This is a genomic window from Candidatus Kuenenia stuttgartiensis, assembly GCF_900232105.1.
Lineage (GTDB): Bacteria > Planctomycetota > Brocadiia > Brocadiales > Brocadiaceae > Kuenenia > Kuenenia stuttgartiensis_A.
In genome coordinates this window covers 1,352,960-1,366,811 of sequence record NZ_LT934425.1, presented here as the reverse complement: position 1 = coordinate 1,366,811, position 13,852 = coordinate 1,352,960, and the positions used below count along the sequence as shown (strand labels likewise).

Annotated in this window: 7 protein-coding genes; 2 read left to right on the top strand and 5 right to left on the bottom strand. The window is 42.5% G+C overall.

The annotated features are described in order from the left end of the window. Positions 1 to 4 precede the first annotated feature (4 nt). The 4 genes from KSMBR1_RS06230 to KSMBR1_RS06210 form a co-directional block, all read right to left on the bottom strand. Positions 5 to 361, bottom strand: coding sequence for a response regulator (locus KSMBR1_RS06230; protein ID WP_099324534.1), 357 nt, complete (start codon positions 359 to 361; stop codon positions 5 to 7). Positions 362 to 391: 30 nt separating this feature from the next. Further along, positions 392 to 2,041 carry a sensor histidine kinase gene (locus KSMBR1_RS06225; RefSeq protein ID WP_099324533.1) on the bottom strand — a complete coding sequence of 550 codons (1,650 nt, stop codon included), beginning with the start codon at positions 2,039 to 2,041 and terminating at the stop codon, positions 392 to 394. 531 nt (positions 2,042 to 2,572) lie between these two features. After that, positions 2,573 to 2,725, bottom strand: a complete 153-nt coding sequence (locus KSMBR1_RS06220; protein WP_099324532.1) for a P-II family nitrogen regulator — start codon at positions 2,723 to 2,725, stop codon at positions 2,573 to 2,575. A gap of 1,157 nt (positions 2,726 to 3,882) precedes the next feature. After that, the gene (locus tag KSMBR1_RS06210; protein ID WP_164994557.1) at positions 3,883 to 5,211 is read right to left on the bottom strand and encodes a glycerate kinase type-2 family protein; all 1,329 of its coding nucleotides are present in this window, start codon (positions 5,209 to 5,211) and stop codon (positions 3,883 to 3,885) included. Between the two features lie 394 nt (positions 5,212 to 5,605). Between KSMBR1_RS06210 and greA the strand changes: the two genes are divergently transcribed. Both greA and KSMBR1_RS06200 read left to right on the top strand, forming a co-directional pair. Then, positions 5,606 to 7,831: a transcription elongation factor GreA gene (gene greA, locus KSMBR1_RS06205; RefSeq protein ID WP_099324529.1), complete on the top strand. Its 2,226-nt coding sequence runs from the start codon at positions 5,606 to 5,608 to the stop codon at positions 7,829 to 7,831. Between the two features lie 552 nt (positions 7,832 to 8,383). Beyond that, on the top strand, positions 8,384 to 8,764 hold the full coding sequence (locus tag KSMBR1_RS06200) for an RNA recognition motif domain-containing protein (RefSeq protein ID WP_099324528.1): 381 nt from the start codon (positions 8,384 to 8,386) through the stop codon (positions 8,762 to 8,764). Positions 8,765 to 9,523: 759 nt separating this feature from the next. Here KSMBR1_RS06200 and KSMBR1_RS21525 read toward each other — a convergent pair. Then, complete coding sequence (locus KSMBR1_RS21525) at positions 9,524 to 13,765, bottom strand: RCC1 domain-containing protein (RefSeq protein ID WP_164994559.1); 4,242 nt, start codon at positions 13,763 to 13,765, stop codon at positions 9,524 to 9,526. Positions 13,766 to 13,852: the final 87 nt, after the last annotated feature.

Below are 13,852 nucleotides of genomic sequence, written 5' to 3'. Positions count from 1 at the left end.
TTTGCTATAAATACTTGTTTATCTCGGCTATCAACATTTCTTTTGTGAATGGTTTTTCCAGGAATGATACCTTCCCCAGCGCCTGGAAGCATTGATATGCTTGTTTGTCTAATGAAGACGCCATAATCACGGGTACCTCTTTATAATGTTTGTCTTTCCTTAACAAGGAAAACAACCTGTCGCCTGTAATATTTTCCATCAGAATATCCAGTATTACCAAGTCATATTTTTTACCCTTCATTTCTTTGAGACCTTCTTCTCCGTCTGAAACATACGTGACCGAGAATTGTTCGCCTTTCAACATATCCCTGTAAAATTCCTGCATTTCAGGATCGTCTTCTACAATTAATAAATCTTTCATAATGTACCTTCCTTTAAAAACGATAAACCACTAAGTTGATTGTTTCATCAGATGGCATGTGGGCAATCTGAAGGTAAATTTTGCCCCTTTTCCTTTGCCGCCAGATTCAGCCCAAATACAGCCATTATGTAATTCGACAATGTTTTTGCTTATTGCAAGGCCTATTCCGGACCCTGGTATGGAAGGGGTTTCCTTATAAAATTTGTCAAACGCATGCTTAATTGCTTCTTCGTTCAGCCCCTTTCCTGTATCTTTTACGGACACTTCAAAGCCGTTGGGCGTTATCATGAACGATATATCGATCCGGCCATGACTGGTAAATTTTATTGCGTTTCCGACCAGATTAACAAGTAAATAATACATTTTTTCCCGGTCGGCTTTCAAAATAATGGCGGGAGGTATTTGATGTGTTATTTTATTGTCTTTTTGTATAGCGATAGGGTTTAATTCGTGGATAACCTGGTCCACCAATTCGACGAAGGTGAAATCGGATATATTTAAACGTTCTACTCCCGATTCCAGCCTAGATATGTCGAGCACATTTCTGATAATGTTTTTCAAACGGCTCACATTGTTTTGAAGAAGATTGTAAAGATGTAGTTCTTTTTCCCCTGGAGATTCACTTTCTATTGCAAAAGAACGCCAATACATGTCAATTGCCATTTCCATTTTGGCAACAGGGGTTTTTAGTTCATGCGTAACGTCACGGATCAAACTGTTTTTCAACTCATCCAGTTTTTTCCTATCGGTAATATCCCGGCAAAACCCTTCGATGCCAATTATTTTATTATCCTGTTTGATGGGGATTGCTTCCAGAGACAGCCATACAATGTTGCCTTTTTTGTGGACAACTCTAAATTCAAAATCCATCAAGGAGTTCTTCTCGCCATGAAATAACTGAAGAATTTCGCGCTGCACCTGCCCCTGGTCATCCGCGTGGCATAGAGAAAGTATGGAACTGCCCGCATCATAGAAGTAATGCACGGAGTAACCCAGTATTTTTTCTACGGAAGGATTTATCAGAAAGAATTTGCCGTCGCTTGTGCATTCAAAAATAATGTCAGGGGAACTTTCGACTACATTTCTATATTTTTCTTCCGCATCCTTGATTCTGTTAAAAAGCCGTGTATTTTCAATTGCCATGGCTAATTGCGGTGCAATTTTTGACACAAAATCCACATGCTTTTTCGAATAATGTTGCTTCTGCCTGCTGCCAAAATTTATGCTGCCTATTATGCGTTCTTTGAATTCGATCGGATATTTTTTCTCATCGATATGAAACAGTTTTTGATGTTTCATTATGCATCCTTTGTAAACAAGCGGAAAACCAAGTCTTGATCGAATGCCCTCCTTAAACAAAAAGACGTCCGTTGCAAATTGGCTTTTGGCGGTATCGTCCACTATTACGGGTTTGCGGGATTGCACTACCTTTTCCATGAGGCTGTCTTTCATGGGGTACAAATCGCCTTCTTTGATGTAGGTATCTTCATGCGTTTTTGATTGAACCACAAATGCTTCGTATAAATTATTATCCTCGGTTATAAGTGTGATGGTTAATCTGTCAAAATCAATTATTTTTGACAGTTCATTGCTCATCGTCTGATAAACTTCACGAATATCAAGGCTGGAGAAGATGATTTTGTTAATATTAAGAAAGGTGTCTTTGTTGTAAGTAAACATAAGGGGATTTAAACAATCAGTAATTTCTATTGAGTTTCCTGATAAGAAACATCCAATGTATTGAGAGTATTATAGGGGAAACAAAGCATTTTCTGGTATAAAAAATGTAACTATTCTGCGTAATCTATTAAACCACTGAAGCACAGCTCGTTCTCAAACCTTGTACTGAACATAGTGAAGTATATGATTGGGTACGTAATGGCACTGGAAACTGCATTCGCGGGTTCAGGTTTACAACCTGAACCCATGGGTTTATGCAGATAATGGGGCTATGTACTGCGGTAAAATTCCAATGCTCAAATTACAAAACCCATGTTTTGAATATGGGATTTATTTGTCATTTGTCCTGCTAATAGAAGGCGGGATTGAAAGTATAAAACGTTTGGTTCAGGTTGTAAACCTGAACCCGCCGGGAGACTAAAGTGTTGCAAATTATTACGATTTGTTTGACTCTATTAAAACAGGTGTTGAATCTTCAGATATTCAACACCTGTTTTTTACGACAATCAACAAATCAAATGCTAGCCGTTGCTAAATAGCCGCTTCGTCGCTCTCTCCGGTACGTACACGGTGTATATCGTCAATTGGGGAAATAAATATCTTCCCACCGCCGATGCTGCCCGTTTGTGCCTCTTTTTTGATGCAATCTACGACCTTATCCACATTCTCGCCTGCAACAACAATCCCGGCGGGTTCAGGTTTGCAACCGTTCGGCTTGAGCTCACGACGAAGCCTGAACCTATGAGTTTATGCGTATAATGGGGCCATGTACTGCGGTAAAATTCCAATGCCCAAATCCCGAAATCCCTGTTTGGAATCTGGAATTTATTTGTCATTTGTTCTGCTAATAGAAAGCTGGATTGAAGGTATAAAACGTTTGGTTCAGGTTACAAACCTGAACCCGCGAATGTAGTTTCCAGTGCCATTACGTACCCAATCAGATACTTCACTATGTTCAGTACAAGGTTTGAGAACGAGTTGTGCTTCGGTAGTTTAATAGATTACGCTGAATAGTTACAAGAAATTACTGCTAAGGTACTAATTATTCATCTCTCAAAAAACGTAATAGTTTAGCTTTTTTAAAAAGATTTGCCAGGCATATAGATTACCGTGTACGTGGTAAAAGGTTTGCTTCCTTAAAACACAACTCCGGCCCCTCTTTTTGCAACTCCCCATTTACCGCAAGGTTTTGACAGATTCCGTCGGAATTAAATAAAAAAGGCATACACAATAGTCCGTAAATGTGCAATATAATTTAACTGAATAAAAGCACATATATTAGCTCCGCAAATCTTTCACGACATTGAAATAAAAAAACGCACCATTTCCGGCTAATTTGGTTAAATTGGGCCGGGACCGCCAAAAATGCCAGGTATTTTCTTTATTACAGCCAAAAAATTTCCTTTTTCGAAAAGTCTTGCCCTTGCGAAATTTCTTAATTTTAAGCACGGTATGAGTGCTTACCTTTCTAAAATTCAATTCATTTGACTACACATGCTGCTTTACGATTAAAATAATAATATTACGGTTTACTAAAACATTTTTAAGCCGGTCCCGGCGTATTATTAGTTCCAAAAAACATTCACCATGAACAAAGTATTCATAATAAATAATTTAGATGTGTAAAGTTATTCGCACATAGCATGCCTAAAAATATTTGTCGGAAAAAGTATTTCATAACTATTTAATAATAGGAAATGTACAGCTTTTATAGATTGTGTGGATGGTGTTTTTGATATCTTTGGTTGCTTCAGAAAACGGTTGATTTAAACCATGAGTGTTATAATTGGGTAAGGTGGAATGGGCCGAACTATTACAAAAAATGGAAAATCCTTGCTTTACTATTTAACCAGCAGCAACATAACATCCATCACATTTGTTTTCGTAGGACCCGTAACAATGAGCTCATTTGTCTCTTTGAAAAAAGAGAATGAATCGTTATTAAGAAGATATTTTTCCGGATGTAATTTTTTACTCTTTGCATTTATAATGGTAGTGCCATCTACCATTGCCCCTGCGGCTTCAGTGTTGCCATCCATTCCATCCGTTCCCGCGCTTAATATTAAGGTATCCGCTAATCCATCAATTTCTATTGCCGCAGACAAGGAAAATTCCTGACTCCTTCCGCCTAAACCATTGCCTTTTACTGTTACGGTAGACTCCCCGCCTGCGATAATACACGCAGGGCGCTCGGCAGGGCAGCCGGAAGCATGAATTTCCCGCGCAATTGCGCCAAAAACCTTGGCTATTTCCCTGGCCTCGCCTTTTATACAGGAAGATAAAATAAGCGTATTATACCCCAGTTGTCCTCCTTTTTCCTTCGACGCAGCCAGTGCCGTGCGATTATTGCCGATGATAATATTGCTTACCCTGTCAAATATTTTATCGCCGGGCTTCGGCGTTTCTTCCACGTAGCCGTGGATCCCGTTTTGAATGTGTTGCTGTATGGAAACGGGAATCTTATGATGTAAATTATACTTGTTCAATATCCATTCACAGTCCTGAAAAGTACTGGGGTCCGGCGAGGTCGCTCCGGAAGCGATCGTTTCTAAAGGATCATTTATTACATCTGACAATATAACAGATATCATCTCCGCCTTGCACAAGCCTGCAAAACGTCCCCCCTTTACAAGAGAAAGATGTTTACGGATGGCATTCATTTCATCAATAGTAGCGCCGCATTTCAATAACGAAGCAGTAATTTCCTTGATTTCTTCAAGGGAAATCCCTGCATAAGGCAATTCAAACAGCGCTGATCCGCCGCCGGAAATCAAACAAAACACCAGGTCATCTTCATTTGCCTCTTTTGCAATATCGATGATTTCTTTTGTGCCATTAATGCCTGAAGAATCTGGAATAGGATGTCCTGCGGGATTAAGTTTGACATATTTACAAGGTGTAGTATAACCATAACGAACATTTACAATGCCCTTTTTTATCTTATCCCCCAGCAGTTTTTCCACTGCCGCAGCCATAAACCCGCTCACCTTTCCAAACCCTGTAAGATAAATATTATTATATTTGCCAAGGTCGTACGTTTTTCCTCCAATAGTTAGACTATTCTCCTTTACCGCCATGTATTTTCGTATGCATGTATCGGCTTCGACAGCATGTAAACCAGCAAAATAAATTTGCAACGCATCTTTTCTTAATGATTCTGCGGTATTCATAATCGTCTCCTCTAATAAATACATTTTGCAAAACATATCCCTGCGTTAATGCCTGCTAATGAAACCATTTTACCGGCAATCAACGGATTTTTTTGCTTTCAGAAAAAATAACATATTGATTTAAATGTCTATTGTCAATATTATTATACATAGCACTTTCACCCGAAAAGCACTAAAGCATCATTCCCGCGAAAAACGGGGGGATACGTTTTTTCGTAAATGAATAGCTGTTTCTCTGCATGGGCGAAGCATTTGCCGCCGAAAACATAAGGCTCTACCGGTATGCAACATCAGTAAACGCCTCGCGCCGCCACGTGGTGTGGTCGCAAACAAAGTTGCCGAAATACTAAAGTAGAGTATTTACAATAAAATCCGTAAACCAGGAGAACCGAGAATGTCCAATGAACTTTCCGCGATAAATCATACTATTATGGAGCATACCGAGCTGGAACACTTAGTTAATACAGAGCAATACGATAAACTTGAAGAGCAATGGCTAGGCATTGTAGAATCGGAAATTGATGACAAAAAACCGCTCTTGCATATTATCAATTTACTTATAAGACAGGAAAAGAAATTTGCACATGATTTTCTCATTATGTTGGAATCTTACTATAACGAGAAAAATGCGTATAATGATCTATTGGAAGTTTTGAAATATATATTGAAATATTTTCCGAAGGAAAAAGGACTTGCTCCAAAATTTGCCGCTTGTTACGCCAATATCTACAAAGAAAAACCCTATGCAAGCCTATTCATTAGTAAATCCAGTATAGAAACATCCCCGGAGACTGCCGCATCTCTCAAAATGCTGGAAAAGTATTTTATGTTTGAACAAGGGGATTACGTATATCATAAGAGTTGGGGAGTTGGCAAAGTAGTTTCTTTTGATCCTGAGGGAGAGAAGATTTATATTGATTTTGAGAAGAAAAACAACCATGGAATTGCCTTAGAGATTGCTTCTGATATTTTACAAAAACTGGAAAAGGATAGTTTGCGGGCAATGGTGTATTGCCAAAAAGACATTTTGAACAAAATGATTGATGAAGATCCTGTGGGTTTGATCAGGCTTACCTTAAAACATTTTCATGGCAAGGCTACGTTAAACAATATAAAAGAACAACTCCTTGCAGGACTCTTGCCGCCATCCGCATGGAGCAAATGGTGGACAAAGACGAAAAAACTGATACTAAAAGACCCGTACCTCCAGTTTACCGAAGGCTCGCCAACCACTGCCCTTCTGGAAATCAGGACAAAACCATTGACGCCGCATCAGGAAATTATTAATACGCTCACTCAATCCGGGGAAATTTACAAAGAAATCGAGTCAGCCCGAAAATACCTCGCCGAGGGAGGAAAGAATACTGAAAAATGCAAAGAAATCTTACAGAAAATCAAGTCACTCTTTACGCAAGAAGCTGAAAAATTAAAGGACACACATCCTTCCGCCGTTATTGAATGCCTTCTCCTTGCCGAACAAGTGCAAATTATGCTGAACGAATGCCCTGCAAATTACAAGGATATGATTGAAACCGTTATAAAAAACTCCGACAATTTATCAAAACTAATCGGTAACATATGCATATTAGAGTATAAAAAACATGTTCTTCACAGAATCAAAAAAATATACCCGGAACATTGGCAAAATGAATTTGCCAGCTTATTTTTTGACCAAAATAGCCATCTTTGGGAGTTTATAATTAAGGAACTTATTAATGAGAACAAGCAGGATTCATTAAATAGTGTTTCGCAAAAAATATTTTCACAGTTTAATGCATACCCGGAACACTATTTCTGGTTCTGCAGAAACAATTTTTACGGACGTTTCCCGGATCTTTATGCGAATATTAATTCCGGAACACTTTTCATTCAACTAATCGAACTGATAAATAATATTTACTTTAAAATGCAAAAGGGACGTGACGGAAATATCCGATCGATATTTAATAAAATCAAAGGCCTGTTAGAGGAAAAAGGAACCGATCATGCCATAAACCATTTGACCGAATCCAATGCAGCCAGCATGTATAATGTAGTTTCGGGCAGTAAATGTATTGAAGATTGGTTTAAAATTTCCATTGAAAGCGTTATTCGCGACCGTTTTCCCGAGATGATTAAAAAGCCGGAAATACTCACCTTGGATGAAAATAAAATCTATGTTACAAAACATGGATACGAAAAGCAGAAGAAGGAACTCGACAACATCATGAATATTCAATTTGCTGAAAATGCGCGCGACCTTGGAGAGGCTATCAGTCGCGGTGATCTCAGAGAAAACGCAGAATATCAGGCGGCGCGTGAAAAACAGGCACAGTTGATCGAAAAGGCGGAACGATTGAAGGCTGACTTGCAAAAGATAGTTTTTATCGAGCCGTATACCGTAAAAACGAATATCGTCTCGCCAGGCACAAAAGTAACTATTAAAAACAAGGACAAAGAAACCACGGAAACGTATACACTGCTGGGCCCTTGGGATGCTGATATTGACAAAAATATTATCTCTTATCTGTCGCCAATCGGAAAAGGCTTGTTGAATAAAAAAACAGGTGAGACGGTCACTATCCAACTTCCGGAAAACGAGATAGTTTGCGATATTATAAAAATAGAAAAGGCATTATAAGTAGGGGCGAAGCATTTGCTATAAATAAATGCGTTCATGCCCAAACGAGCAAATGCTTCGCCCCTACACTATGCGGGCAAATACCGCGATTATTGGAATTTTTCAAAAAACTAAAGTGTTACAGAATTCCGGGTTTTATAGAGTAGAGACGCACAGCCGTACATCTCTACATTTGTATTAAAACCCCCCCCTTAAATTCCCTCTAAAATTTGGCCTGCATTGTGAACACTTTACAACGGATATAATAGAGAACGCAATGTAAAAGAATTGAGCGTTCAGGTCAGGGAGTAATGTATAATGCATGCGTAATTGGTTCGTTACCAAATGCTGAAAGAAGCAACCGCCATGCTTAAAATCACGATAACTTTGTTGCATATGCTACAAACTTGCATTATACTACGTATGAAATTACGGAAGTTTGCCTAACTTCTGAAAAAACAGGAAAGGGGGAGAAATAAAATAACTTGAAACATCCATAGGTCTGATTTACTCAAACGCAAATATACACCAAATAAAATATTGTTATTAATACCTAAAAGAAAGGATAGAAACATGAATATTTACGCCGGCAACCTGGCACGACAAACAACAGAGGAAGAATTGAAACAGGTTTTTGAGGAGTTTGGGCAGGTCACGTCCGTAACAATCATTAAGGATAAATTCAGCGGAGAATCCAGAGGATTTGGATTTGTAGAAATGCCCTCAAGGGCAGAAGCGCAGGCTGCGCTAGATAGTCTCAACGGCAAAGATTTAAATGGAAGGGTTCTGAATGTTAATGAGGCGCTTCCCCGTACTGATGACCGTAAGCAAGGCGGCGGTGGTGGTAGAGGTAGAAGTGGCGGCGGTAGAAGCGGTGGCGGTGGCGGCAGAAGTGGCGGCGGTAGAAGCGGCGGTAGTGGTGGTGGTAGAAGTGGTGGCGGAAGGCCCTGGTAAAATTGATTTACCTATTGGGGGCAAAGAGGAATAATGCACTTTCGGTTCTATAAGTACAAGCCACACATTTGCAAAATAATAAAGGCCGTGGCATGATTCCTCTTTGTATTCACAATACCATTGCAGTATCAAATTCACAGAAAGAGATAATTGCTCAAAAAAGCCCCTGCTTTCATAATAGCAACTTCCCGTATTGTAAAAAACCGATCATGATTACATCGATGTTGACGTATAATGGCCTGGGTCGCTTCAAATTCGTCTAAAAAACGCATCAAATTGTCAGGAAAGCTCGATATTTTTTAGTAGTTTTGTTTTATTAGCATTCCCGTAATAATAGAGTGATATTCAGTGTAGCGGCAATTCTCGAATTGCCGCTACATACTGATACAAAGGCATTTCCTACCATTCTAACGGAAAAAAACAGAATGATTGCCGGTATTTTTACCAATGAAATCTGCGCAATCTGTTGTTCATCGGTAATTTCTTCTAAAATTTGGTAACTATTCAGCGTAATCTATTAAACTACCGAAGCACAACTCGTTCTCAAACCTTGTACTGAACATAGTGAAGTATCTGTTTGGGAACGTAATGGCAATGGAAACTACATTCGCGGGTTCAGGTTTGTAACCTGAACCAAACGTTTTATACTTTCGATTCCGCCTTCTATTATCAGAACAAATGACAAATAAATTCCGGATTCCAATTGTGTCGTAGATGTGCCGGTATATGACCCGCTAACCGTGCCGTGCCGGAACCACGTCATGGTAGACGTGCCGTTGGTGTTGACCGTACCATGGTTGTTCCAATGTTTATTGCCGTGCCTGTTGATACAATAGGAGATAACAAGCACTGCGCCGGTGTTAAGCTATTTGCAGTTGACACGTCTCCCAACTGACCATAAGAATTAGACCCCCACGCCCACACCGTATTATCCGATTTCAAAGCTATCGTGTGATAATCCCCTCCTGCAATGGCAATTGCATCGGTTAGACCGCTTACCTGCACTGGCGTTAAACGGTTTATAGTTGTCCCATCTCCCAACTGACCATAAGAATTAGACCCCCACGCCCACACCGTATTATCCGATTTCAAGGCTATTGTGTGATAATCCCCTCCTGCAATGGCAATTGCATCGGTTAGACCGCTTACCTGCACTGGCGTTAAACGGTTTATAGTTGTCCCATCTCCCAGTTGACCAGAATTATTCCACCCCCACGTCCACACCGTGCCATCTGATTTCAAGGCGATTGTGTGAACATATCCCCCTGCAATGGCAATTACATCGGTTAGACCGCTTACCTGCACTGGTGTTGAACGGTTGGTAGTTGAGCCGTCTCCCAGTTGGCCATATCCATTATATCCCCATGCCCACACCGTGCCGTCTGATTTCAGGGCGACTGTGTGGACATACTCCCCTGCAATGGCAATTACATCGGTTAGACCGCTTACCTGCACTGGTGTTGAACGGTTGGTAGTTGAGCCGTCTCCCAGTTGACCATATCCATTATATCCCCATGCCCACACCGTGCCGTCTGATTTCAGGGCGATTGTGTGAACATACCCTCCTGCAATGGCAATTATGTTAGTTAGATAAGTCACCGGCGTCGGTATTGAACGGTTTGTAATTGTCCCGTCTCCCAACTGACCATAAGAATTAGACCCCCACGCCCACACCGTATTATCCGATTTCAAGGCTATTGTGTGATAATCTCCTCCTGCAATGGCAATTACATCAGTTAGACCGCTCACCTGCACTGGCGTTGAACGGTTTATAGTTGTCCCATCTCCCAGTTGACCATTCCAATTTGCCCCACATGCCCACACGGTGCCATCTGGCTTCAGAGTTAGCGTATGATATGCACCTGCTGATATCTGTGATCGCGGCAAAAATATGGTTTCACTTCCATAGGATATACCTCTGCTGTTTTGAGCAGCTATCCTGTAATAGTATGTCGTCCATGGCGTTAAAGATCCTAAAGTAGCACTTATGTACGCAGAGCTGGTTCCGCATGGAATAGTTGCTGTGGTATCGAAATACACTCCACTGCTCGTGCCATAATCAAACCACGCAGTAGTTGCGGCCCTGTTGCCGTCCACCCACCCATTCAGTAATACGGAACTCAAGCTAACGCACGTTGTTGAACCTGTTATCACGGCAGGGGTAGTAACGGAATTCATGTCGTATCTCAAACTCCGTACAGGCGTTGAACTGTTCTTCGTTGACCAGTTTCCCAGTTGATTATTTCCATTATACCCCCAAGCCCACACCGCGCCGTCTGATTTCAAGGCAATTGTGTGATAATACCCTCCTGCAATGGCAATTACATCGGTCAGACCGATTACCTGTACTGGCAATGAGCGTTCTGTGGTTGACCCGTCTCCCAGTTGTCCATAAATATTCCTCCCCCACGTCCACACTGTGCCGTCTGATTTCAAGGCTATTGTATGATAAAGCCTTGCGGTAACGGCAATTACATCTGTTAGGCCGCTTACCTGCACTGGTGTTGAACTGTTGGTCGTTGTCCCATCTCCCAGTTGACCCCCTTCATTATGCCCCCATGCCCACACCGTGCCGTCTGATTTCAAGGCAATTGTGTGAATATACCCCCCTGCAATGGCAATTATATCTGTTAGACCGCTTACCTGTACCGGCGTTAAGTGGTCTGTAGTTGACCCGTCTCCCAGTTGACCATATCCATTATACCCCCAAGCCCACACCGTGCCGTCTGATTTCAGGGCTATTGAGTGAACATACCCTCCTGCAATGGCAATTATATCGGCTAGACCTTTTACCTGCACAGGCGTTGAACGGTTTGTCGTTGCGCCACCTCCCAGTTGACCATAATAATTAAACCCCCACGTCCACACTGTGCCGTCTGATTTCAAGGCGATTGTGTGATAATCTCCTCCTGCAATGGCAATTACATCAGTCAGACCGATTACCTGCACTGGCGTTGAACGGTTTATAGTTGTCCCATCTCCCAGTTGACCAGAATTATTCCACCCCCAAGTCCACACCGTGCCATCTGATTTCAGGGCTATTGTATGATACACCCCTCCTGCAATGGCAATTGCATCGGTTAGACCGCTCACCTGCACTGGCGTTGAACTGTCTGTAGTTGACCCGTCTCCCAGTTGACTATTCCAATTTGCCCCATATGCCCACACGGTGCCATCTGGCTTCAGTGTTAGCGTATGATATGCACCTGCCGATATCTGAGTCCGAGGCATAAAGGTGGTTTCGCTTCCATAGTATATGCCTCCAATGTTTTGAGAGGCTATCCTGCAATAGTATGTCGTCCATGGCGTTAAATCACCTAAAGTCGCACCTACGTACGTTGAGCCGGTTCCGCATGAAATAGTTTTTGTGGCGTCGAAATACATTCCCGTGCTAGTGCCATAATCAAACCACGCAGTAGTTGCCACTCCGTTGCCATTCACCCACCCGTTCAGTAATGCGGAACTCAAACTAACACACGTTGCTGAACCTGTCGTCACGGTAGGGGTAGCAACGGATTTCATACCGGAAAGCGATCTTTGTGCCGGTGTTGAACGGTTTGTTATAGACCCGTCTCCCAGTTGACCATAATAATTAAATCCCCACGTCCACACAGCGCCGTCTGATTTCATGGCTATTGTGTGATAATATCCTCCGGCAATGGCAATTACATCAGTCAGGCCGTTCACCTGCACTGGCGTTGAACTGTTTATAGTTGTCCCGTCTCCCAGTTGACCATACCAATTATATCCCCACGCCCACATCGTGCCGTCTGATTTCACGGCTATTGTGTGATACACCCCTCCTGCAATGGCAATCACATCGGCTAGACCGCTTACCTGCACCGGTGTTGAACGGTTTGTCGTTGACCCGTCTCCCAGTTGACCCCCTTCATTATGCCCCCACGTCCACACCGTGCCATCTGACCTCAAGACTATTGTGTGGGAATACCCTCCTGCAATGGCAATCACATCGGCTAGACCGCTTACCTTCACCGGTGTTGAACGGTTTGTCGTTGACCCGTCTCCCAGTTGACCCCCTTCATTATCCCCCCACGCCCACACCGTGCCGTCTGATTTTAAAGCTATTGTGTGCGCATTCCCTCCCGCAATAGCAATTACATCGCTTAGACCGCCTACCTTCACCGGTATTGAACGGTTTGTCGTTGACCCGTCTCCCAGTCGACCCCCTTCATTATCCCCCCACGCCCACACCGTGCCGTCTGATTTCAAAGCTATTGTGTGCGCATATCCTCCAGCAATGGCAATTACATCGGTTAGGCCGCTTACCTGCACCGGCGTTGAACGGTCAGTCGTTGACCCGTCTCCCAGTTGACCGCCTTCATTATTCCCCCACGCCCATACCGTGCCGTCTGATTTCAGGGCGATTGTGTGATAAGCCCCTCCAGCAATGGCAATTACATCGGTTAGGCCGCTTACCTGCACCGGCGTTGAGCGGTTTGTCGTTGACTCGTCTCCCAGTTGACCGTTCCAGTTTGCCCCCCATGTCCACACGGCGCCATCTGGCTTCAGTGTTAGCGTATGATATGCTCCTGCCGATATCTGTGACCGAGGTATAAAGGTGGTTTCGCTTCCGTAGGATATGCCTCCAATGTTTTGAGAGGCTATCCTGCAATAGTATGTCGTCCATGGCGTTAAATCACCTAAAGTCGCATTTACGTACGTTGAGCCGGTTCCACATGGAATAGTTGTTGTGGCATCGAAATACATTCCTGTACTCGTGCCATAATCAAACCACGCAGTAGTTGCCAACCCGTTGCCATTCACCCACCCATTCAGTAATACGGAACTCAAGCTAACACACGTTGCTGAACCTGTTGTTGCGGTAGGGGTGCTGCCGCCGTCGTCTGGCAAGGAACCTGTAGTCGAACCAATTGCATACCCATCATAGCTGCCGGCCGTGTATTGGGTAAAAAACATAAGACCACATACAACGCTCGCCACCATCGATACTCTCAATACCGTTAGTATCTTAAGTCTCATTTTCTCATCTCCTTACTATTATCTAATACCATTTTATACTGATTTGCACTCTCTTTTACCCACGCGATTACACGATGACCCGCAATT

Excerpts from the sequence above, each read along its gene's own strand:
- KSMBR1_RS06210 (WP_164994557.1), bottom strand. The coding sequence starts at position 5,211 with ATGAATACCGCAGAATCATTAAGAAAAGATGCGTTGCAAATTTATTTT.
- KSMBR1_RS06230 (WP_099324534.1), bottom strand. The coding sequence starts at position 361 with ATGAAAGATTTATTAATTGTAGAAGACGATCCTGAAATGCAGGAATTT.
- greA (WP_099324529.1), top strand. The coding sequence starts at position 5,606 with ATGTCCAATGAACTTTCCGCGATAAATCATACTATTATGGAGCATACC.
- KSMBR1_RS06225 (WP_099324533.1), bottom strand. The coding sequence starts at position 2,041 with ATGTTTACTTACAACAAAGACACCTTTCTTAATATTAACAAAATCATC.
- KSMBR1_RS21525 (WP_164994559.1), bottom strand. The coding sequence starts at position 13,765 with ATGAGACTTAAGATACTAACGGTATTGAGAGTATCGATGGTGGCGAGC.
- KSMBR1_RS06200 (WP_099324528.1), top strand. The coding sequence starts at position 8,384 with ATGAATATTTACGCCGGCAACCTGGCACGACAAACAACAGAGGAAGAA.